23 protein-coding genes and 1 tRNA gene are annotated in these 22,219 nt (G+C 69.9%); 20 read left to right on the top strand and 4 right to left on the bottom strand.

The window, feature by feature from the left end; all coding sequences use genetic code 11:
• Positions 1–51: 51 nt before the first annotated feature.
• The gene (locus A5713_RS04305) at positions 52–1,002 is read right to left on the bottom strand and encodes an LLM class flavin-dependent oxidoreductase (protein WP_082972778.1); all 951 of its coding nucleotides are present in this window, start codon (positions 1,000–1,002) and stop codon (positions 52–54) included.
• Positions 1,003–1,086: 84 nt separating this feature from the next.
• Here A5713_RS04305 and A5713_RS04310 point away from each other — a divergent pair, with 84 nt between their 5' ends.
• From A5713_RS04310 to xerD, 13 genes are all read left to right on the top strand, one after another.
• Positions 1,087–1,917 carry a helix-turn-helix domain-containing protein gene (locus tag A5713_RS04310; RefSeq protein WP_068092881.1) on the top strand — a complete coding sequence of 277 codons (831 nt, stop codon included), beginning with the start codon at positions 1,087–1,089 and terminating at the stop codon, positions 1,915–1,917.
• A 75-nt stretch (positions 1,918–1,992) separates the two neighbouring features.
• A complete protein-coding gene (locus A5713_RS04315; RefSeq protein ID WP_304442219.1) occupies positions 1,993–2,367 on the top strand; it encodes a DUF732 domain-containing protein in 375 nt (124 codons plus the stop codon).
• A gap of 28 nt (positions 2,368–2,395) precedes the next feature.
• Complete coding sequence (locus A5713_RS04320; RefSeq protein ID WP_082972779.1) at positions 2,396–3,178, top strand: tetratricopeptide repeat protein; 783 nt, start codon at positions 2,396–2,398, stop codon at positions 3,176–3,178.
• Between the two features lies 1 nt (position 3,179).
• Positions 3,180–4,181 carry an HAD-IIA family hydrolase gene (locus A5713_RS04325; RefSeq protein WP_068092883.1) on the top strand — a complete coding sequence of 334 codons (1,002 nt, stop codon included), beginning with the start codon at positions 3,180–3,182 and terminating at the stop codon, positions 4,179–4,181.
• 12 nt (positions 4,182–4,193) lie between these two features.
• On the top strand, positions 4,194–4,379 hold the full coding sequence (locus A5713_RS04330; RefSeq protein WP_068092887.1) for a hypothetical protein: 186 nt from the start codon (positions 4,194–4,196) through the stop codon (positions 4,377–4,379).
• An 8-nt stretch (positions 4,380–4,387) separates the two neighbouring features.
• A complete protein-coding gene (locus A5713_RS04335) occupies positions 4,388–5,197 on the top strand; it encodes a TlyA family RNA methyltransferase (protein ID WP_067925681.1) in 810 nt (269 codons plus the stop codon).
• The gene (locus A5713_RS04340) at positions 5,194–6,117 is read left to right on the top strand and encodes an NAD kinase (protein ID WP_068092889.1); all 924 of its coding nucleotides are present in this window, start codon (positions 5,194–5,196) and stop codon (positions 6,115–6,117) included. Before A5713_RS04335 ends, A5713_RS04340 begins: the two co-directional genes overlap by 4 nt.
• A 7-nt stretch (positions 6,118–6,124) precedes the next feature.
• Positions 6,125–7,882, top strand: coding sequence for a DNA repair protein RecN (gene recN, locus A5713_RS04345; protein ID WP_068092892.1), 1,758 nt, complete (start codon positions 6,125–6,127; stop codon positions 7,880–7,882).
• A gap of 183 nt (positions 7,883–8,065) precedes the next feature.
• Complete coding sequence (steA, locus tag A5713_RS04350; protein ID WP_067924739.1) at positions 8,066–9,247, top strand: putative cytokinetic ring protein SteA; 1,182 nt, start codon at positions 8,066–8,068, stop codon at positions 9,245–9,247.
• A gap of 8 nt (positions 9,248–9,255) precedes the next feature.
• Complete coding sequence (locus A5713_RS04355; RefSeq protein WP_068092896.1) at positions 9,256–10,200, top strand: copper transporter; 945 nt, start codon at positions 9,256–9,258, stop codon at positions 10,198–10,200.
• Between the two features lie 122 nt (positions 10,201–10,322).
• Positions 10,323–12,074, top strand: a complete 1,752-nt coding sequence (locus A5713_RS04360; RefSeq protein WP_068092897.1) for a CTP synthase — start codon at positions 10,323–10,325, stop codon at positions 12,072–12,074.
• Entirely contained in the window at positions 12,067–12,690 is a 624-nt protein-coding gene (locus A5713_RS04365) for an NUDIX hydrolase (protein WP_068092899.1), read from the top strand. Before A5713_RS04360 ends, A5713_RS04365 begins: the two co-directional genes overlap by 8 nt.
• The gene (xerD, locus tag A5713_RS04370; protein ID WP_067924727.1) at positions 12,687–13,631 is read left to right on the top strand and encodes a site-specific tyrosine recombinase XerD; all 945 of its coding nucleotides are present in this window, start codon (positions 12,687–12,689) and stop codon (positions 13,629–13,631) included. The genes A5713_RS04365 and xerD overlap by 4 nt, the downstream gene beginning before the upstream one ends.
• Positions 13,632–13,644: 13 nt before the next feature.
• On the opposite strand, the gene A5713_RS04375 is transcribed toward xerD, so the two are convergent.
• Positions 13,645–14,397: an O-methyltransferase gene (locus A5713_RS04375; protein WP_068092941.1), complete on the bottom strand. Its 753-nt coding sequence runs from the start codon at positions 14,395–14,397 to the stop codon at positions 13,645–13,647.
• Between the two features lie 323 nt (positions 14,398–14,720).
• Between A5713_RS04375 and A5713_RS04380 the strand changes: the two genes are divergently transcribed.
• Genes A5713_RS04380 through der form a run of 6 tightly spaced genes read left to right on the top strand, consistent with a single transcriptional unit; the run spans position 14,721 to position 19,908 of the window.
• The gene (locus A5713_RS04380) at positions 14,721–15,584 is read left to right on the top strand and encodes a ParA family protein (RefSeq protein ID WP_067924742.1); all 864 of its coding nucleotides are present in this window, start codon (positions 14,721–14,723) and stop codon (positions 15,582–15,584) included.
• A complete protein-coding gene (locus A5713_RS04385) occupies positions 15,581–16,396 on the top strand; it encodes a segregation/condensation protein A (protein ID WP_068092901.1) in 816 nt (271 codons plus the stop codon). The genes A5713_RS04380 and A5713_RS04385 overlap by 4 nt, the downstream gene beginning before the upstream one ends.
• Positions 16,396–17,091, top strand: a complete 696-nt coding sequence (gene scpB / locus A5713_RS04390) for an SMC-Scp complex subunit ScpB (protein WP_068092904.1) — start codon at positions 16,396–16,398, stop codon at positions 17,089–17,091. Before A5713_RS04385 ends, scpB begins: the two co-directional genes overlap by 1 nt.
• Positions 17,091–17,834 (top strand): pseudouridine synthase, encoded by a 744-nt coding sequence (locus tag A5713_RS04395; protein WP_068092906.1) that lies wholly within the window; start codon positions 17,091–17,093, stop codon positions 17,832–17,834. The genes scpB and A5713_RS04395 overlap by 1 nt, the downstream gene beginning before the upstream one ends.
• Entirely contained in the window at positions 17,831–18,511 is a 681-nt protein-coding gene (gene cmk, locus A5713_RS04400) for a (d)CMP kinase (RefSeq protein WP_068092910.1), read from the top strand. Before A5713_RS04395 ends, cmk begins: the two co-directional genes overlap by 4 nt.
• Entirely contained in the window at positions 18,508–19,908 is a 1,401-nt protein-coding gene (der, locus tag A5713_RS04405) for a ribosome biogenesis GTPase Der (protein ID WP_068092912.1), read from the top strand. The genes cmk and der overlap by 4 nt, the downstream gene beginning before the upstream one ends.
• 167 nt (positions 19,909–20,075) lie before the next feature.
• Here the strand turns inward: der and A5713_RS04410 are convergent, their stop codons facing one another.
• Both A5713_RS04410 and A5713_RS04415 read right to left on the bottom strand, forming a co-directional pair.
• Complete coding sequence (locus A5713_RS04410; RefSeq protein WP_156751740.1) at positions 20,076–20,975, bottom strand: sensor domain-containing protein; 900 nt, start codon at positions 20,973–20,975, stop codon at positions 20,076–20,078.
• 19 nt (positions 20,976–20,994) lie between these two features.
• Positions 20,995–21,699: a sensor domain-containing protein gene (locus tag A5713_RS04415; RefSeq protein ID WP_068092923.1), complete on the bottom strand. Its 705-nt coding sequence runs from the start codon at positions 21,697–21,699 to the stop codon at positions 20,995–20,997.
• Positions 21,700–22,122: 423 nt separating this feature from the next.
• On the opposite strand from A5713_RS04415, the gene A5713_RS04420 reads away from it, so the two are divergent.
• Positions 22,123–22,199, top strand: a tRNA-Pro gene (locus tag A5713_RS04420).
• Positions 22,200–22,219 lie beyond the last annotated feature (20 nt).

The raw sequence follows: 22,219 nt of genomic DNA on the forward strand, positions 1-22,219 counted from the left end.
GTCAGCTTTCACCCGGGCGTGAATGGTGGTCCAGGCGTGCCGGTGTCGCGGTCATCGGAGCGCCTCCTTCACGAACCGCAGCTGCTGCAGCTGCTCGACGAACCCGTCAGGACCGGGGACACCCGGGCGGCAGACGATGTGCCGAGCCCCGGCGTCGATGAAGCTCGCCAGCCGAGCGATGACGGCGTCGGGTGTACCCGCGGCGAAGGTCTGGATCTGCTCGACGATGTCGATGCCGAATCCATATGTGCTGGTGGCGAAGTGGTCCAGCGCGGCCCGACCACCATCGGCATCCTCCGTCACCAGGACGGTGACAAACAGCGCGGGCGTGACGGCGTCGGCCCCGCGGCCGGTGTCTTCGGCGGCGGCGCGCACCTCGCCCAGACCTGACCGATAGCTCTCGGACACCGGCGGATAGGGGAGCCACCCGTCGTACATCCTGCCGGCACGGGCCCGGGCGCCCGATGTGTCGCCGGCCAGCCACACGGGCGGGCCGGACCCATCGAACGGCGTGATGCCGGCCGGGATTTCTTCGAGGTGCAGCACGGCACCGTGAAACGAGCTGGGCTCCTTGGTGTTCCAGAGCTGACGCCACAGCGCGACCGTGTCATCGAGGCGTGCGAACCGTCGACTCCACGGCACCTCCGAGGCGGCGTATTCGACCTCTGACAACCCCGGAAAGCCAGCGCCGACCGCCACGGTCAACCGTCCGCCCGACAACCGGTCGATAGAGGCGAGCACCTGCGCGGTCTGCACGGGCCGCCGGAGCGCTGGCTGCAAGGCCGCGGTGCCCAGGGTTATGCGATCGGTGACCGCGGCCGTGGCCGACAGAAACGTCAGCGCTTCGATGCGGGGCCGCACCAACGAGTCGTTTGCCCACACCGAGTCGAACCCCAGATCCTCGATTGCGCGGGCGAAGTCGAGGAGTCGGCGCAGGTCGGCACCTGCCCAGGGCTCGGCGGCCAGGGGTGGCATGACACCGAACTGGAGTGGCTGATTCATACCGCGATCGTGTCGCCCGTAGGGATGGGCGGCAATTCCCTGCAAGGAATAGCGCCCAGAATCGTTCGCGGGTTGACTGTGTGCATGTCCACTGCGACGCCGGCGGACTTCGGCACGGTGCTCCGCGAATGGCGCAATCGGCGCCGGCTCAGCCAGGTCGACCTGGCGAACGACGCCGGCACCACCCAGCGGCACCTGAGCTTTCTGGAGCAGGGCCGATCGGCGCCCGGGCGCGACATCGTCAGCCGACTGGCCGACTCACTAAAGCTGACGCTGCGGCAACGCAACGCGCTGCTGTCGGCGGCGGGCTTCGCTCCGGCGTACCCGGAGTCACGCCCGGACGCGCCGCTCCTGCGGCCCGTGCGTGAGGCGCTGCAACATGTTCTCGACGGCCACCTGCCGTATCCGGCGTTGGTGATGGACGGCTTCGGCGAGCTGGTTGCCGCCAACGCTGCTTTGGGGGTGCTGACCGACGGGGTGGCCGGGTCGCTGCTGGAGCCACCGGTCAACGTGCTGCGTGTCGCGTTGCACCCGGAGGGTATGGCGCCGCGCATCGTGAATCTCGACGACTGGCGGCGCCACATTCTGCACGGCTTGCGCGAACGCGGCCCGCACCCGCGCATCGATGCGCTGACGGAGGAACTCGAGGGTTACGGCCTGCCGGCGCCGGGCGGGCGGCCGGTCGAATCGCTGGGCTTCGCGGTGCCGCTGCACCTGCGCTGCCCCGACGGTGACGTGCGGCTGGTCGCGACGATCGCGACCTTCGTCACGGCCCTCGACGTCAGCGTGTCGGAGCTGCGTCTGGAAGCGTTTCTGCCCGCCGACCCGCGGACCGCCGCGTCCCTCGCCCGCCGCCACGGCGGCCGTGTCAATCCGACAGCGTGGTCAACCATCGCGGGGATCGAAAAGGTTTAGGAACGCACCCGCAAAACGCGTTGGTGCGCAAATCTTTACCGCACCGTGTTGCGGCTGTGACCCGCATTGGCCAGGGTGGTCACGGTGATGTCCCTCAGGCGTGTGGAACGGGTCCTGCTGCGTGTCCTGGGGGTGGGTGCCTGCGTGGCCGGGATCGCCGCGCCCTTGGCCGCGCCCGTCCGTGCCGACATGCGGGGGAACGCGTTTCTGATGGCCCTGTCCAACGCCGGTATCACCTACCCGCACCCGGAGAGCGCCCTCGCGCTGGGTCAGTCGGTGTGCCCGATGCTGGTCATGCCGGGTCAGTCCTTCGACTCGGTCGCCGATCAGATGGCCAGCCGCAGCGGCCTGGGCTACGAGTCGGCCGGCCTGTTCACCATCGTTGCCGTCGCCAACTACTGCCCGGCGGTGATAGCGCCGTTGCTGCAGAACCGGCTCACGGCGTACTAGCGGTCGGCGCCCCCGTATCCTCGGCTGCGTGGTCGACGACAGGCAGCGGCAGCGGGGCGAAGGGCGCCCGCGCCCATCCGGCGCGTGGTCGGGCCCGGGCCGCGCGCGCCCGGCCCAGCCGCAGAAGCCGGACGGCCCTCGCACGCCCGAGCCCGGGCCGCCGATACCGCCCGGCGTGGACGCCCGGCAGCTGGCGCCCGAGATCCGCGGTGAACTGAGCACCCTGGACCGCGCCACGGCCGACGCGGTGGCACGCCACCTGGTTGCCGCCGGCGAGCTCCTCGACGAAGACCCTGAGGCGGCGCTGAGCCACGCCCGCGCCGCCCGCGCCCGCTCCAGCAGGATCGCCGCGATTCGCGAGGCCGTCGGGATCGCCGCTTATCACTGCGGCGACTGGGCGCAGGCGCTGGCCGAATTGCGCGCCGCCCGCAGGATGGGCAGCAAGTCCAACCTGCTCGCGCTGATCGCGGATTGCGAACGCGGACTTGGCCGCCCGGAACGGGCGATCGAACTCGCCCGCGGGCCGGAGGCGGCCCGGCTGGAAGGCGACGACGCCGACGAGTTGCGCATCGTCGCCGCGGGCGCCCGCGCGGACCTCGGCCAGCTGGAGCAGGCGCTGACCGTGCTGTCCACGCCGCAACTGGACCCCACCCGCACGGGCTCGACGGCGGCGCGGCTGTTCTACGCCTACGCCGACACGCTGCTGGCGCTGGGCCGCAACGACGAAGCGCTGCAATGGTTCCTGCGCTCGGCGGCCGCCGATGTCGAAGGCGTCACCGACGCCGAAGACCGGGTCAGCGAGCTGGGCTGAGATGACAAGCGTTGCGCGCCAATACGATTGCCTGCTGCTGGACCTGGATGGGACGTTGTTCCGCGGCCGCCGGCCCACCGAAGGCGCGGTGCAGGCGCTGGCCGAGGTGCCAAGCCGCGCGTTCTTCGTCACCAACAACGCCTCGCGCAGCGCCGCCGAGGTCGCCGCGCACCTGACCGACCTCGGCTTCACCGCCACCGCCGACGACGTCGCCACCAGCGCCCAGAGCGCGGCCCGGCTGCTGGCCGAGCAGCTGCCGGCCGGTGCGCCGGTGCTCATCGTGGGCACCGACGCCCTGGCCGACGAGGTCGCGGCCGTCGGCCTGCGCCCGGTGCGCCGGTTCGACGACGAGCCCGTCGCGGTCGTGCAGGGACTGTCGATGACCATCGGCTGGCCGGACCTGGCCGAGGCCGCGCTGGCCATCCGGTCCGGAGCGCTGTGGGTCGCCGCCAATGTCGACCCCACGCTGCCCACCGAACGTGGCCTGCTACCCGGCAACGGATCCATGGTCGCCGCGCTGCGGGCGGCCACCGGTGCCGAACCCCAAGTCGCGGGCAAGCCCGCGCCCGGATTGCTCACCGACGCGGCGGCCAGGGGCGACTTCCGCGCGCCGTTGGTGGTCGGCGACCGGTTGGACACCGACATCGAGGGCGCCAACGCGGCCAAGCTGCCCAGCCTGATGGTCCTCACCGGGGTCAGCTCCGCGCGCGACGCCGTATACGCCAAACCCGCCCACCGGCCCACCTACATCGGCCACGACCTGCGGGCGTTGCATCAGGACGGCGCGCGGCTGGCGGTCGGGCCCCAGCCGGGCTGGCGCGTCGACGTCGGCGAACGGGCGGTGACCGTCAGCGGCGACGGGGCCGACGACGGCGACGACCTGGCGGTCGTGCGCGCGGTCGCCGCCGCGGTATGGGCAGCCCCGTCGGACGGGCGGCCGATCGGCGTCGAGGCGGGCGACGCGCGCGCCCGCGAGGCGCTGCAGCGCTGGTCTCTGGACTAGCGTAGGAGCGCAATGACTATCGACCCTGAACAGATTCGCGCGGAGATCGACGCCCTGCTCGCCCGGCTGCCCGAGCCCGGGGGGCCGGAAAACCCCGGCAACGATCCGTCGCTCACCGAGCTCGAAGACATAGCGCGCCGCCTGTCCGAGGCGCACGACGTGCTGCTGGCCGCGCTGGAGTCGGCGGAGAAGGGCTGAGTGCGCGCATGTCTCGCCGCGCCCGCGTCGACGCCGAACTGGTTCGGCGTGGCCTTGCGCGATCGCGGCAACAGGCCGCGGAGTTGATCGGCGCCGGCCGGGTCTGCATCGACGGGCTGCCGGCCCGTAAGCCGGGCACCGCCGTCGCCCTCACCGCGGCCCTGACCGTCACCGACGACGGCGAACGGGGCTGGGTATCCCGCGGCGCGCACAAGCTGATCGGCGCGCTGGACGCCTTCGGGATCGACGTGACCGGCCGCCGCTGCCTGGACGCCGGGGCGTCGACGGGCGGGTTCACCGAGGTCCTGCTGGACCGGGGTGCCGCGGAAGTGGTCGCCGTGGACGTCGGCTACGGCCAGCTGGCGTGGTCGCTGCGGTGCGACCCGCGGGTCGTCGTCGTCGAGCGGACGAACGCCCGTGACCTGTCCCCGGAGGCGATCGGCGGGCCGGTCGACGTGGTCGTGGCCGACCTGTCGTTCATTTCGCTCGCCACCGTGTTGCCCGCGCTGGCTGGATGTGCTTCGGCCACTGCGGATATCGTTCCCATGGTGAAGCCGCAGTTCGAGGTTGGCCGGGGCCAGGTCGGCGCCGGCGGAGTGGTGCACGACGCCAACCTGCGCGCCGACGCCGTCGTGGGCGTGGCGCGGCGTGCCGGCGAGCTGGGCTGGCACACCGTCGGCGTCACCGCGAGCCCGCTGCCCGGCCCGTCGGGCAACGTCGAATACTTCCTGTGGCTGCGCGCCCAGGCCGATCGGGGATTGGCGGATGACGAGTTGGTGGCAGCGGTGCGGCGCGCGGTAGACGAGGGGCCGCAATGACCGAGCAGCGCACGGTGCTGATGGTTGTCCACACCGGCCGCGAGGAAGCCACCGAGACCGCAGCGCGGGTGCAGAAAGTGCTGAGCGACAACGACATTGCTCTTCGCGTCTTGTCCGCCGAGGCGGTCGACCGCGGCTCGCTGCAGGTGGCCCCCGACGACATCCGCGCGATGGGCGTCGAGATCCAGGTGGTCGACGCGGATCCGCACGCCGCCGACGGCTGCGAGCTGGTGCTGGTGCTCGGCGGCGACGGCACGTTCCTGCGCGCGGCCGAACTGGCCCGCAACGCCGGGATCCCGGTGCTGGGCGTCAACCTCGGCCGCATCGGCTTTCTGGCCGAGGCCGAGGCCGAGCACATCGACAGGGTGCTGGACCACGTCGTCGCCAAGGACTACCGGGTGGAGGACCGCCTGACGCTGGACGTGCTCGTGCGCTCGGGCGGTCGCGAGATCGAACACGGCTGGGCGCTCAACGAGGTCAGCCTGGAGAAGGGCCCGCGACTGGGCGTGCTGGGAGTGGTCGTCGAGATCGACGGGCGGCCGGTGTCGGCGTTCGGGTGCGACGGGGTGCTGGTGTCGACGCCCACCGGGTCCACCGCCTACGCCTTCTCCGCGGGCGGCCCGGTGCTATGGCCGGACCTGGAGGCAATCCTGGTGGTACCCAACAACGCTCACGCGCTGTTCGGCCGGCCGATGGTCACCAGTCCCAACGCCACCATCGCCATCGAGATCGAGGCGGACGGGCACGACGCCCTGGTGTTCTGCGACGGCCGCCGGGAGATGCTGATCCCGGCGGGCAGCCGCATCGAGGTGAGACGCTGCGACACGCCGGTGAAATGGGCACGGCTGGACAGCGCCCCGTTCACCGACCGGCTGGTGCGCAAATTCCGGTTGCCGGTGACGGGTTGGCGCGGGAAGTAAACAGCGGGTGCTCACCGAAATACGCATCGAGTCGCTGGGCGCGATCAGCGCGGCGGTCGGCGAGTTCGACCGTGGCCTGACGGTGCTGACCGGCGAAACGGGCACCGGCAAGACCATGGTGGTGACCGGGCTGCACCTGCTCGGCGGTGCCCGCGCCGACGCCACCCGGGTGCGGTCGGGCGCCGACCGCGCGGTGGTCGAAGGCCGCTTCACCACAATGGATCTCGAGGATGCCGTGGTGGCGCAGCTGGACGAGATGCTGGACGCGTCGGGCGCGGAGCGCGACGAGGACGGCAGCGTGATCGCGCTGCGCTCGGTCAGCCGCGACGGGCCGTCGCGGGCCTATCTCGGCGGCCGCAGCGTGCCCGCCAAGTCGCTGGGCGACTTCACCACCGAGCTGCTCACCCTGCACGGGCAGAACGACCAGCTGCGCCTGATGCGGCCCGAGGAGCAGCGCGGCGCCCTGGACCGGTTCGCGAAGGCCGCCCCCGCGCTCGAGCGCTACCGCAAATTGCGCGACGCCTGGCTCACCGCGCGGAACGACCTCGCCGACCGCCGCAACCGCATGCGCGAACTCGCGCTGGAGTCCGACCGGCTCACCTTCGCGCTCAACGAGATTGACGCCGTCGACCCGCAACCGGGCGAGGACGACGCGCTGGTCGCCGACATCGTGCGGCTCTCCGAACTGGACACCCTGCGGGAGGCGGCGATCACCGCGCACGCCGCGCTCTCCGGGGCGCCCGACGACGCGGAGGCGTCCGGGCACAGCGCCGCCGACGGCCTGGGGCGCGCGAAGGCCGCCCTGGAGTCCACCGACGACGCAAAGCTGCGGGCGCTGGCCGGGCAGGTCGGCGAGGCGCTGACGGTGGTCGCCGACGCGGCCGGCGAACTGAGCGGCTTTCTGGACGAGCTGCCGGTCGACGCCAGCGCGCTGGAGGCCAAGCTGACCCGGCAAGCGGAACTGCGCACGCTGACCCGCAAGTACGCCGCGGACGTCGACGGGGTGCTCCAGTGGGCCCAGGAATCAAGGCAACGGCTGGCCCAACTCGACGTCTCCGAGGAGGGGCTGACGGCGCTGGCCGCCCGGGTCGACGAGCTCGCGCGTGAATTGGCCCAGGCCGCAGTCGATCTCAGCGGTATCCGGCGCAAGGCGGCCAAGCGACTGGCCAAGGAGGTCACCGCCGAGCTGTCCGGGCTGGCGATGGCCGACGCGCAGTTCAGCATCGACGTGCGCGACGACGTGGTCACCGACAAAGAGGATCCGGCGGCGCTCGCGCTGCCGACCGGCGAGTTGGCCCGGGCCGGCGCGGACGGCGTCGACCAGGTCGAATTCGGTTTCGCCGCGCACCGCGGGATGGACCAGCTGCCGCTGGCCAAGAGCGCCTCCGGCGGCGAGCTGTCCCGGGTGATGCTGGCGCTGGAGGTGGTGCTGGCGGCCTCGGCAGCGGGCACCACCATGGTGTTCGACGAGGTCGACGCCGGCGTCGGTGGCCGGGCCGCGGTGCAGATCGGGCGGCGGCTGGCGCGGTTGGCGCGCACGCATCAGGTCATCGTGGTCACGCACCTGCCGCAGGTCGCGGCGTACGCCGATGTGCATCTGGTGGTGCACGGCGCCGGCCCGAAGGGGACCAGCGTGGTGCGCCGGGTCATCGACGACGAGCGGGTCGCCGAATTGGCGCGCATGATGGCCGGCCTGGGCGAGTCCGACAGCGGTCGCGCCCATGCCCGCGAACTGCTCGACGCGGCCCAGCGCGACGAGATCTGATTCGAAGCGCCCGGGCCGAGCGTCGACTTGTCGTGGGCAGAACGGCTCATTTCGCACAACAAGTCGACATTCGAGACCATCTCGGCATCAGCTTGTGACTAATGGGACTCTAGATAACTTCTGAGGCTGATGTTACGGCGCGCCTCCACGCCTCATCCGGGCATCCCCGACAGAATCGCCCCCATGAAGATGTCAGGGCTGCTTACCCGTAACACCGCCCGGCCGGGCCTCGTCGGCACCGCGCGGGTGGACCGGAACATCGACCGTCTGCTGCGCAGGGTGTGCCCCGGCGACATCGTGGTGCTCGACGTCCTGGATCTGGACCGCATCACGGCGGACGCCCTGGTGGAGGCCGACATCGCCGCTGTCGTCAACGCTTCGCCCTCGGTGTCGGGCCGCTATCCCAACATGGGGCCGGAGGTGCTGGTCAACAACGGGGTCACCCTGATCGACGAGACCGGGCCCGACATCTTCAAGAAGGTCAAGGACGGCGCCAAGATCCGGCTCTACGAAGGCGGGGTGTACTCCGGCGACCGCAGGCTGGTCCGCGGCACCGAGCGCACCGACCACGACATCGCCGACTTGATGCGGGAAGCCAAGAGCGGGCTGTCCGCCCACCTGGAGGCCTTCGCGGGCAACACGATTGAGTTCATCAAGAGCGAGAGCCCGTTGTTGATCGACGGCATCGGCATCCCCGACATCGACGTCGACCTGCGCCGCCGGCACGTGGTCATTGTCGCCGACGAGCCGAGCGCCGAAGAGGACCTGAAGTCGCTCAAGCCGTTCATCAAGGAGTACCAACCGGTGCTGATCGGCGTCGACACCGGCGCGGATGTGTTGCGCAAGGCCGGGTATCGGCCCCAGATCATCGTCGGCGATCCCGACCAGATCAGTGCCGACGCCCTCAAGTGCGGCGCCCAGGTCGTGCTGCCCGCCGACGCCGACGGCCACGCACCCGGTTTGGAACGCATCCAGGACCTCGGCGTCGGGGCCATGACGTTCCCGGCCGCGGGCTCGGCGATCGACCTGGCCCTGCTGCTGGCCGATCATCACGGCGCCGCGTTGCTGGTGACCGCGGGCCACACCGCCAACATCGAGACGTTCTTCGACCGGACCCGCGCGCACAGCAACCCCTCGACGTTCTTGACCAGGCTTCGGGTGGGGGAGAAGGTGGTGGACGCCAAGGCCGTGGCCACCCTGTACCGCAACCACATCTCGGCGGGGGCCATCGCCCTGCTGGCGCTGACGATGCTGATCGCCGTCATCGTCGCGCTGTGGGTGTCACGCACCGATGGCGTGGTGCTGCACTGGATCACCGAGTACTGGAACCACTTTTCCCTCTGGGTCGCCCACCTGGTGTCCTAGGGTCGAAGATGATCTCGCTTCGCCAACACGCGTTATCGCTGGCCGCCGTCTTCCTGGCGCTGGCCGTGGGAGTCGTGCTCGGTTCCGGCTTCCTGTCCGACACCCTGCTGTCCAGCCTGCGTGACGAGAAGCGGGACCTGCACACCCAGATCAACGGGCTCAACGACCAGAAGAACGTGCTGAACGAAAAGCTCAGTGCCGCAAATAACTTCGACACACAACTGGTTGGCCGGATCGTGCATGACACGCTCGGCGGCAAGTCGGTGGTGCTGTTTCGCACCCCGGACGCCAAGGACGACGACGTGGCCGCGGTGTCGAAGTTCATCGGCCAGGCCGGCGGCGCGGTGACCGGAACCGTGTCGTTGACGAGTGAATTCGTCGAGGCCAATTCCGCGGAGAAGCTGCAGACCGTGGTGAACTCGTCGATCCTGCCGGCCGGCCAGCAGCTGAGCACCAAGCTCGTCGACCAGGGCTCGCAGGCCGGTGACCTGATGGGCATCGCCCTGCTCATCAACGCCAACCCCGCGGTCCCCCCCGTCGAGGAGGCCCAGCGCGACACCGTGCTGGCGGCGCTGCGCGACACGGGGTTCATCACGTATCAGCCGAGCGAGCACATGGGCGCGGCGAACGCCGCGCTGCTCGTCACCGGCGGCGCTCTGCCGCAGGACGCCGGTAATCGGGGTGTGAGCGTCGCCCGGTTCGCCGCCGCGTTGGCGCCGCACGGGTCGGGCACCCTGCTCGCCGGGCGGGACGGGTCGGCGACCGGCGGCGCGGCCGTCGCCGTGACGCGCGCCGACGCTCAGATGAACTCCGCGGTCAGCACCGTCGACAACGTCGACACCGCGCCGGGCCGCATCACCGCGGTGCTCGGCCTGCACGACCTGATCAACGGCGGTCATGCCGGGCAGTACGGCACCGGTCACGGCGCGACGTCGATCACGGTGCCCCAGTAGCGGGCGTGTTCGACGCGACACTCCGGTCGTGGGTGTTAGGGTGGGTTTCCGTGGGTCGGCAGGCCCTACTAGTTATTCGCTAGCAAAATTCGACGCCCTGCCCGTCTTCACGGAGGTCGCCTGTGCGAAAGCACCCGCAATCCGCCACCAAGCACCTCTTCGTCAGCGGGGGCGTCGCATCCTCGCTGGGCAAGGGTCTTACCGCGAGCAGCCTCGGTCAGCTGCTGACGGCCCGCGGGTTGTACGTGACGATGCAAAAGCTCGATCCGTACCTCAATGTGGACCCGGGCACGATGAACCCGTTCCAGCACGGCGAGGTGTTCGTCACCGAGGACGGTGCCGAGACCGACCTCGATGTCGGTCACTACGAACGGTTCCTGGATCGCGACCTGTCCGGCTCGGCGAATGTCACGACGGGACAAGTGTATTCGACCGTCATCGCCAAGGAGCGGCGCGGAGAATACCTCGGCGACACCGTGCAGGTGATCCCGCACATCACCGATGAGATCAAGCGCCGGATCATGGCGATGGCGCAGCCGGACGCCCAGGGCAACCGTCCCGACGTGGTGATCACCGAAATCGGCGGCACGGTCGGCGATATCGAGTCGCAGCCGTTCCTGGAGGCCGCGCGCCAGGTCCGCCACGACCTGGGGCGCGAGAACGTCTTCTTCCTGCACGTCTCGCTGGTGCCGTACCTGGCGCCCTCGGGTGAACTCAAGACCAAGCCCACCCAGCACTCGGTGGCTGCGCTGCGCAGCATCGGTATCACGCCGGACGCGCTGATCCTGCGCTGCGACCGGGACGTCCCCGAGGCGCTGAAGAACAAGATCGCACTGATGTGTGACGTGGACATCGACGGCGTCATCTCCACGCCGGACGCGCCGTCGATCTACGACATCCCGAAGCGGCTGCACCGCGAGGAACTCGACGCGTTCGTGGTGCGCCGGCTCAACCTGCCGTTCCGCGACGTCGACTGGACCGAGTGGGACGACCTGCTGCGCAGGGTGCACGAGCCGCACGAGACCGTGCGAATCGCCTTGGTGGGCAAGTATGTCGAGCTTTCCGACGCCTACCTTTCGGTCACCGAGGCGTTGCGCGCCGGCGGCTTCAAACACCACGCCAAAGTGGAGATGCAGTGGGTGGCGTCCGACGACTGCGAGACCGGGGCGGGCGCGGCGGCGGCGCTGGGCGACGTGCACGGGGTGCTGATCCCGGGCGGCTTCGGCATCCGCGGGATCGAGGGCAAGATCGGCGCCATCCGGTACGCGCGGGCGCGCGGGCTGCCGGTGCTGGGTCTATGCCTCGGACTGCAATGCATCGTGATCGAGGCGGCGCGTTCGGCCGGGCTCACGCAGGCCAACTCCGCCGAATTCGACCCCGACACACCGGATCCCGTCATCTCCACGATGGCCGACCAGGTCGAGGCCGTGTCCGGTCAGGCAGACCTGGGTGGCACCATGCGGCTGGGCGCGTATCCCGCCGTGTTGCAAACGGATTCGATCGTCGCCCAGGCCTACGGCACCACCCAGGTGTCCGAGCGCCACCGGCACCGCTACGAGGTCAACAACAGCTATCGCGACAAGATCGCCGAGAGCGGCCTGCGGTTCTCTGGCACCTCGCCCGACGGGCATCTGGTGGAGTTCGTCGAATATCCGCCGGAGGTACACCCGTTCATCGTCGGCACCCAGGCCCACCCCGAACTGAAGAGCCGGCCCACCCGGCCGCACCCGCTGTTCGTCGCGTTCGTCGGGGCGGCCATCGACTACCAGTCGGGCGAGCTGCTGCCGGTGGAGATCCCCGAGCACACCTCCAACGGCAACCCGCAGCGGGACGGCGTCAGCCAGTCGCTACCCGAACCCGCGACCCGTGGCTGAGCACGTCTTCGAGACGGCGTCATCCGAAACGCTGTACACCGGAAAGATTTTCGCGCTGCGCAGTGATCGGGTGCGGATGCCCGGCGGTGCCACCGCGATTCGCGAAGTAGTCGAGCACTACGGGGCCGTTGCCATCGTGGCGTTGAACGAGGACAACGAAATCGCGATGGTCTACCAATACCGCCACGCCTTCGGCCGGCGGTTGTGGGAGCTTCCGGCCGGGCTGCTCGATGTGGTGGGGGAGCCGCCGCAGGAGACCGCGGTCCGTGAGCTCCAAGAGGAGGTCGGCCTGCAGGCCGGAACCTGGCAGGTGCTGGTCGACCTGAATTCCGCGCCGGGCTTCAGCGACGAGTCGGTACGGGTGTACCTGGCGACCGAGCTGACGGAGGCGCCCCGGCCCGAGGCGCATCACGAGGAAGCGGACATGACGATGGGCTGGTTCTCTCTCGCCGACGCGGTGTGCGGGGTATTCAGTGGCGAGATCGTGAATTCCATTGCCATTGCCGGGATTCTGGCCGCCCATGCGGTGACCGAAGGCGTCGCCGAGCCACGGCCGGTGGACAGCCCGTGGCCCGACAAACCGACGGCGTTCGTCGCGCGAAAGGCCGCCCGATGACAACGGCGTTGACGCTCGACACCCAGCTGCAGGGCTACCTCGACCACCTCACCATCGAGCGGGGTGTCGCCGCCAACACGCTCAGCTCGTATCGCCGCGACCTGCGCCGCTACAGCAAGCACCTGTCGGACCGTGGAATTCACGACCTGGCCAAGGTCGGCGAGGACGACGTCAGCGAGTTCCTGGTCGCGTTGCGCCGCGGCGACCCGGACTCGGGGACCGCGGCGCTCTCGGCGGTGTCGGCGGCGCGGGCCTTGATCGCGGTGCGCGGCCTGCACCGGTTCGCCGCCGCCGAAGGGCTCGCCGAGCTGGACGTGGCGCGGGCGGTGCGCCCGCCGACGCCGGGCCGCCGGCTCCCCAAGAGCCTGACCATCGACCAGGTGCTGGCGCTGCTGGAGGGCGCGGGCGGCGACAGCGCGTCCGACGGCCCGCTCACGCTGCGCAACCGGGCGCTGCTGGAGCTGCTGTACTCGACCGGGGCGCGCATCTCGGAGGCCGTCGGACTCGACGTGGACGACATCGACACCCGGGCCAGGTCGGTGCTGTTGCGCGGCAAGGGCGGCAAGCAGCGGCTGGTGCCCATCGGGCGGCCGGCCGTGCAGGCGCTGGACGCCTATCTGGTGCGCGGCCGCCCGGAGCTGGCCCGCCGCGGACGCGGGACGCCGGCCATCTTTCTCAACGTGCGCGGCGGGCGGTTGTCGCGGCAAAGCGCGTGGCAGGTGCTGCAGGACGCCGCCGAGCGCGCCGGGATCACGTCGGGGGTGTCGCCGCACATGCTGCGGCACTCGTTCGCGACGCACCTGCTCGAGGGCGGTGCCGACGTGCGGGTGGTGCAGGAGTTGCTGGGACACGCCTCGGTGACGACGACGCAGATCTACACGATGGTCACCGTGCACGCGCTGCGCGAGGTGTGGGCCGGCGCCCACCCGCGGGCCCAGTAGGGCGCGGCGGCCGTCAGCCCAGGTACTCGGACTCCAGCACCAGGTCGGACACCAGCGACTGGTACTCGAGGTGCGTCTTGTACTCGACGGTGTTCCATTGCTTGCCCTGCTCGCGGCGCATGTACTCGCGGTACTTCGGGGCGCCGGGCACCCGCACGTTGTCGGCGACCACGATCGCGCCCGGGCGCAGCCAGCCGCGCGCCATGATGCTGTGCAGGTCGTCCAGGTACGCGTCCTTGTCGTGGTCGAGGAACGCGAAGTCGAGGGCATTGGAGGCGAATCCGTGCTCGTCGGCCAGCGCGTCGAGCGTGCGCCCGCCGTCACCGACCGTGCCGACCACGCAGGTCACGCGGTCGGCTACGCCAGCGTGCGCCCAGATCCGTCGCGCGTTGGCGGCGTTGGCCTCGGCGAGTTCGACCGAATACACCTTCGCGTTCGGGGCCGCCCGCGCGATGCGCAACGCGCCGTATCCCACGTAGGTGCCCAGCTCCAGCGCCACCGCCGGATTGGCGCGCCGCACCGCCGCGTCGAGGATCTGGCCCTTCTCGTCGCCGACGTTGATCAGCATCGACTTCTGGTAGGCGAACTTGTCGATGATGGCCAACACGTCGTCGATGTCGCCGGCCCTGGCGTTGCGCAGGACGTAGTCCACCGCGGCGGCCTCGCGCCCGTCGCCGATCTGGCCCGTCGTGGTGATGTTGCGCGCGCCCGTCGCCATCCGCCAGACCGACCATCGCAGCAGGGGAATCCGTCGCTTGAGGTCCATGACGACACAGTAGTTCGGACGGCCGTCGGGTGGCGGCGCCGAGATTGCCACCACGGTCGTCGCGGCGCCGGAATCGCAACCCTCGCGGCAATCTCGCTGCCACACCGCCGCCGCGATATCGCCCGCGATATCAAGTTTGAAACCCGCCCACCACCTCCCCGGTGATGCTGGTGTGACTGCTGTTAACGATCATCGTCGCCAAGCGCGCTACCAGCGCAAATCCGGCGAAATTGGCTGGTGAATTGCCTGCGGGTCGCCCGGCTTACGCCCGCGAACCCGTTAGACTTTCGGTCGATGTTCACCTCCCGAACACCCCCGCCATGATGACCGAGCAGCCGGATAGCGGCGTCGAGCTCGGTCTGACCGGGCGGCCGCCGCGGGCGATCCCGGAACCGCAGCCGCGCACCTCGCACGGCCCGGCCAAGGTCGTCGCGATGTGCAACCAGAAGGGTGGTGTCGGGAAGACCACGTCGACCATCAACCTGGGCGCCGCGCTCGCCGAATACGGCCGGCGGGTGCTGCTGGTGGACATGGATCCGCAGGGTGCGCTGTCCGCCGGGCTCGGCGTCCCGCACTACGAGCTGGAGAAGACCATCCACAACGTGCTGGTCGAGCCGCGGGTGTCGATCGACGACGTGCTGCTGCAGACCCGGGTCAAGTACATGGACCTGGTGCCCAGCAACATCGACCTGTCCGCCGCCGAAATCCAGCTGGTCAACGAGGTGGGCCGCGAACAGACTCTGGGCCGGGCGCTGCATCCCGTGCTGGATCGCTACGACTACGTCCTGATCGACTGCCAGCCGTCGCTCGGGTTGCTCACCGTGAACGGGCTGGCCTGCGCGGACGGCGTGGTCATCCCCACCGAATGCGAGTTCTTCTCGCTGCGTGGCCTGGCGCTGCTCACCGACACCGTCGACAAGGTGCGCGACCGGCTCAATCCGAAGCTGGAGATCAGCGGCATCCTGCTCACCCGGTACGACCCGCGCACGGTCAACTCCCGTGAGGTGATGGCCCGGGTGGTGGAACGGTTCGGCGACCTGGTGTTCGACACCGTGATCACCCGAACGGTCCGGTTCCCGGAGACCAGCGTGGCCGGCGAACCCATCACGACCTGGGCCCCGCGCTCGACGGGCGCCATCGCCTACCGTGCCCTGGCCCGCGAGTTCATCGACCGATTCGGCGCGTGACGGCCAGCGCAAACGGTGAGGCGCCACCCAAGAACGGTTTTCAAGTCCGCCTGACCAATTTCGAGGGTCCGTTCGATCTGCTGCTGCAGCTGATCTTCGCCCACCGCCTCGACGTCACCGAAGTCGCGCTGCATCAGGTCACCGACGACTTCATCGCCTACACCCGTGAGATCGGCTCCCAGCTGGACCTCGAGGAGACCACCGCGTTCCTGGTGGTCGCCGCGACCCTGCTCGACCTCAAGGCCGCCCGGCTGCTGCCGGCCGGACAGATCGACGACGAAGAGGACCTGGCGCTGCTGGAGGTGCGCGACCTGCTGTTCGCCCGGCTGCTGCAGTACCGCGCGTTCAAGCACGTCGCGGAGATGTTCGCCGAGCTGGAGGCCACCGCGCTGCGCAGCTACCCGCGCTCAGTGTCGCTGGAGGACCGGTTCACCGAACTGCTGCCGGAGGTGATGCTGGGCGTCGACGCCGACCGGTTCGCCCAGATCGCCGCGATCGCGTTCAGCCCGCGCCCCGTGCCGACGGTGGCCCTCGGGCACCTGCACGAGGTGGCCGTCTCGGTGCCCGAGCAGGCCAAGAAGCTGCTGGCGATCCTCGAGGCGCGCGGCAGCGGCCGGTGGGCCACGTTCTCCGAGCTGGTCGCCGACTGCGAGGCGCCGATGGAGGTGGTCGGGCGCTTCCTGGCGTTGCTCGAGCTGTACCGGAGCAGGGCGGTAGCATTCGACCAGTCGGAGCCGCTTGGTGTGCTCCAGATTTCATGGACCGGGGAACGTCCGGCCAGCGAAGCCTTGCTAGAAGTGCGGGACGAATGATGAGCGAATCTGAGGCCGACGTCGATCTCGACGTGGGCATTCCGGACATCGCCGAGGCGGCGCCCATGGACGCCGCGGAACTCGGCTCCGTGCTGGAGGCCCTGCTGCTGGTGGTCGACAGCCCCGTCACCGCCGAGGCGCTGGGCGCGGCCACCGGGCAACCCGTCTACCGGGTCGCCTCCCGGCTGCAGCAGATGGCCGACGAACTCACCGAGCGCGACAGCGGGATCGACCTGCGCCAGACCAGCGAGGGCTGGCGGATGTACACCCGGGCGCGGTTCGCGCCGTACGTGGAGAAGCTGCTGCTGGACGGCGCGCGATCCAAGCTGACCCGCGCCGCGCTGGAGACCCTGGCCGTGGTGGCCTACCGCCAGCCGGTGACCCGGGCGCGGGTGAGCGCGGTCCGCGGCGTCAACGTGGACGCCGTGATGCGGACGCTGTTGGCCCGCGGCCTGATCACCGAGGCCGGGGTGGACGACGACACCGGCGCCGTGACCTTCGCGACCACCGACCTGTTCCTGGAGCGGTTGGGGCTGACGTCGCTGGCCGACCTGCCCGACATCGCCCCGCTGCTTCCCGACGTCGACACGATCGAGGACCTCAGCGAATCCCTGGACAGCGAGCCGCGTTTCATCAAACTCGCCGGCGGTCAGACGCCCGACCAGGCGCTGACGTTCGACGTGGACCACGATTGATGGTCGAGACCGAGGGGATCCGCCTGCAAAAGGTGTTGTCGCAGGCCGGAATTGCGTCGCGGCGCGCCGCCGAGAAGATGATCATCGACGGCCGCGTCGAGGTCGACGGGCAGGTGGTGACCGAGTTGGGCACCCGCGTGGACCCCGATGCGTCGGAGATCCGGGTCGACGGCGCCCGGGTGGTGCTCGACGAGTCGCTGGTGTACCTGGCGCTGAACAAGCCGCGGGGCATGCACTCCACCATGTCGGACGACCGGGGCCGCCCGTGCATCGGCGACCTGGTGGAACGCAAGGTGCGCGGCAACAAGAACCTGTTCCATGTCGGGCGGCTGGACGCCGACACCGAGGGGCTCATCCTGCTGACCAACGATGGCGAACTGGCGCACCGGTTGATGCATCCCTCCCACGAGGTGCCCAAGACATACCTGGCAACGGTGACCGGGACGGTGCCGCGCGGCGTGGGAAAGACACTGAAGGCGGGAATCGAATTGGACGACGGCCCGGCGCGCGTCGACGAATTCGCCGTGGTGGACGCCATTCCGGGCAAGACGCTGGTGCGGGTGGTGTTGCACGAAGGGCGCAACCGCATCGTGCGCCGGCTGCTTGGCGCCGCCGGCTTCCCCGTGGAGTCGCTGGTGCGCACGGACATCGGGCCCGTGTCGCTCGGCAAGCAGCGGCCGGGCAGCATCCGCGCGCTGAGCCAGGGCGAGGTCGGGCAGCTCTACCGGGCGGTGGGCCTGTGAACGTCGTCGTCGCCATCGACGGGCCCGCTGGGACCGGGAAGTCCTCGGTGTCAAGGGGATTGGCGCGCGCGCTGGGCGCTCGCTACCTGGACACCGGGGCGATGTACCGGATGGTGACCCTGGCGGTGCTGCGCGCGGGCATCAGCCCGACAGACGACGAGGCCGTCGGCCGCATCGGGTCGACGGCGCAGCTGTCGGTGGACTATCACACCGATGGCGACCGTTACTTCCTTGCGGGGGAGGATGTTTCGGCCGAGATCCGCGGCGACGAAGTGACCCGTGCGGTCTCGGCGGTGTCGTCGGTCCCCGCCGTGCGCGCCCGCCTGGTCGGGCTGCAGCGCGAGATGGCCGAGGGGCCCGGCAGCGTCGTCGTCGAGGGTCGGGACATCGGCACCGTCGTCTTGCCCGACGCCCCCGTGAAGATCTTCCTGACCGCGTCGGCCGAAACCCGCGCGCGGCGCCGCAACGATCAGAACGTCGCGGCCGGCCTGACCGACGACTACGACGCGGTGCTGGCCGACGTCCGGCGCCGCGATCATCTGGACTCCACCCGGGCGGTGTCGCCGCTGCGCGCCGCCGACGACGCGGTGGTTGTCGACACCAGCGAGATGACCGAGCCGCAGGTGATCGATCACCTGCTGGAACTGGTCGAGCAGCGAAGCGGGGCGGTGCGGTGACATCCGACGGCACCTGGATCGACGAAAGCGATTGGGAATCGGTCGAATCCGAGCTCGACGAGCAGGCCGAGGCCGGCCCCGCGCCCGTCGTGGCGATCGTCGGTCGGCCCAACGTCGGCAAGTCGACGTTGGTGAACCGGATCCTGGGCCGCCGCGAGGCGGTGGTGCAGGACATTCCCGGCGTGACCCGCGACCGCGTGTCCTACGACGCGCTGTGGACCGGCCGCCGGTTCGTCGTGCAGGACACCGGGGGATGGGAGCCCGACGCCAAGGGCCTGCAGCAGCTGGTGGCCGAGCAGGCGTCGGTGGCCATGCGCACCGCCGACGCGGTGATCCTGGTGGTCGACGCCACGGTCGGCGCCACCGCGGCCGACGAGGCCGCCGCCCGGATCCTGTTGCGCTCGGGCAAGCCGGTCTTCTTGGCCGCCAACAAGGTTGACAGCGAGAAGGGTGAGGCGGACGCGGCGGCGTTGTGGTCGCTGGGGCTCGGCGAGCCGCACGCCATCAGCGCGATCCACGGCCGCGGCGTCGCCGACCTGCTCGACGAGGTGCTGGCGGCGCTGCCGGAGGTGTCCGAAGCCGCGCCCGCGCCGGGCGGCCCCCGGCGGGTGGCGCTGGTGGGCAAGCCGAATGTGGGCAAGAGCTCGCTGCTGAACAAGCTGGCCGGGGACGAGCGCTCGGTGGTGCACGACGTCGCCGGCACCACCGTGGACCCGGTGGACTCGCTCATCGAACTCGGCGGGAAGGTATGGCGGTTCGTCGATACCGCGGGTCTGCGCCGCAAGGTCGGTCAGGCCAGCGGGCACGAGTTCTATGCCTCGGTGCGCACGCACTCGGCGATCGACGCGGCCGAGGTGGTGGTGGTGCTGATCGACGCCTCCGAGCCGCTGACCGAACAGGACCAGCGCGTGCTGTCGATGGTCATCGAGGCTGGGCGGGCGCTGGTGCTGGCCTTCAACAAGTGGGATCTGGTGGACGAGGACCGGCGCGAGCTGCTGGAGCGCGAGATCGACCGCGAGCTGGTGCAGTTGCGCTGGGCGCAACGGGTCAACATCTCCGCCCGAACCGGTCGCGCTGTGCAGAAGCTGGTGCCCGCGATGGAGACTGCGTTGGCGTCGTGGGACACACGCATCCCGACGGGCCCGCTCAACGCGTGGCTGAAAGAGGTGGTGGCCGCGACGCCGCCGCCGGTGCGCGGGGGCAAGCAGCCGCGCATCCTGTTCGCCACCCAGGCCACCGCCCGGCCGCCGACGTTCGTGCTGTTCACCACCGGGTTCCTGGAGGCCGGCTACCGGCGCTTTCTGGAGCGGCGGCTGCGGGAGGCCTTCGGTTTCGAGGGTTCGCCGATCCGCATCAACGTGCGGGTGCGCGAAAAGCGTGGGGCCAAGCGGCGCTGAGCCTCCTGGCTTGGGCCTCCTCGGAACCAATCGGCGATTCACAAACTTGATAGCGCCGGCGATATCACTTCACCTCGGGCACGAGATCCCTAAGCGTGGGCGCCGCCGCTCGCTGCTCGGTGTTGGCACACCCGCGACCGCCGGTGCGGTCAATGCCGCTACGACGCCTATGAGGCCCGGGCGTCGATTTTCTTGTCGACTGCGTTCACGAACTGTGGAACCGCCGACCCCGACACGCTTCGTCCGCAGAGATCAAGGTCGATGACGACGTTGTTCCGAGCGCTGAGGGCGCGCTGGCAGTTCCAGCCCTGAGCCTCTTGAACCCCGTCCATCGCGAGGATGCCGCCGGCCCGCGACACCGATCCCGTCTTCCAAAACACGTTGCGGGGATCATCCTCGTTGACGTTTCGGGTGTTGAGCTCGCGATCGGCGCACCTCTGCCAGTCCGTCGCGGCGTTGCCGACGAAGTTGTTCGCAGAGTCCGCGTCCGGGAAGGACACGACCGCTTGAATTAACCGCCATCCCTTGGCGGGAGCGTCGCCAAGCTCCTGCGTCCGAACCGCAGTCCAACCGGTCTTCCCGTACGCCTTCTGCTCGGCCGCTTTCAACACACCCACGCAGTCCTCGTCAACGATGGGTGTGTCGGCCAGCTTGTCTTGAACCGGTTCGCCCGACAACGTTTCGGCGCCGACAGCGTGGGCGGCTTCCTCCGCAGTCAGCAGCACATCCGGGAGTGCGGAGGCGGCCACGGTGCCGCCGCCCGGGTGGGCCGGCTGGTACACGATGACCGCGACCAATAGCCCGACCGTCAGCATCGCGGCGGCGCTCGTCAGCCACCACCACCGGGCGACCGGCTCACCGAAACGGCGCGGGGTCGCCGCCTGGTTCGGCCAGACGGCGCCGGGGCCGGGCGGAGGCAGGTGTCCGGGCGCGCCCTGGTAACCGAATGGTGGCGCATATCCCGGGCTTCCCGGTGGCGACGGTGGGGGACCGGCATAGGCCGGGGCGCCGGAAGTGCCTTCTTGCCTGCCTCCGGGGCCGCTGCCCCGTTCGCCCGGAACGCTCACGCCTTACCTCCTGGGCTGTTCACGAGGTGGGGATCCGGGAGGCGACTTTGTTGACGAGTTCGGGAGCTTGATCGCTGCCGCCGTAGTCGCACACCCTCATGTCGATCACCACGTTGCTGCGCGGCATCAAGGCACGCTGGCAGCCCCACCCCGTTCCTCCGGTCTTCTCCCAGGAGACCATCAGCGTGTTGTCGACGACTCTGGGGTCGGCGACGGCGATGGTGCCACCCTCGTGGCGGTTCACCAAAACCTCGGTTCGGGCGCAGTGATCCCACTTCCTCGTGAGGTCCTCGAAGACGGCGCCGGCGTCTTTCGCGGTCGGAAAGGCCACCAGCGACTGCAGGGTCAGCTTCACGTACACGTCACCCGGTCCGTGAAGTTCGGCCGACTGCGCGTCGATGAAGCGGGTGTCGCGATAGACCTGAGCCATGCCCGGGGCCCAGATGCCGGCACAGTCGGGCGGGTCGGCGGTATCCATGAACAGGCCGTTGTTGCTCTGGTAGAGCGTCATTCCCTGCACGTGCAGGATGTCGCCGGCCTCGGCGGGACTCAACAGAAGGTTCTTCAGATCTTCCGGGTGGACCAGCGCCGGTGTCGTGGGCACCGAGAGCCCGGGCGGCTCGCGGTGTGATGCCGCCGCCGATGCACCCGAGGTCATCACACGGCTGATGAGGATGACGCCCAACACGGCCGAGGTGACCGTGAGAATGACCGTCGTGAGCATCAACCAGCGTTTGGCGCCAGGGGGCGGGGCTGGCCGCGGGCTTGGAGGCCACGGAGGCGGTGTGCCGGCCGCGCCCGGCTGGAAGCCGCTCCATGCGATCGGCTGTCCCGGCGCATAGGGAGCAAGGGGTGGGCCGGCGTGGTAGCCGCCAGGCGGCGGGAGCGGGGCATTGCCCTGATTCGCCGGCGGTTCACTCCCAGCCACGCGCCGGACCGTTCGCCATCATTGCGGTCGTCCCCCGAAAGTTTGTGGCGAGCACAGCCGCCCGCCTGCGTTCGTGAGCAGGATTCTAGATGGCGACGGGGATTGGCGTTTGCGGTTTCCTGCCCGGCAGGTATCGCCGGGTTGGTCGGAGGCCGCTTCGCTGTGTTCCGGGCTGTCTGCGGTAGGCTGTCGACCTGCTGCCGCCGATTCGGGCGGCACCGGGCTGTGGCGCAGTTTGGTAGCGCACTTGACTGGGGGTCAAGTGGTCGCAGGTTCAAATCCTGTCAGCCCGACCATTGTGATGTCCCGAGACACC

The organism is Mycobacterium sp. E2497 (assembly GCF_001668695.1).
Taxonomy (GTDB): domain Bacteria; phylum Actinomycetota; class Actinomycetes; order Mycobacteriales; family Mycobacteriaceae; genus Mycobacterium.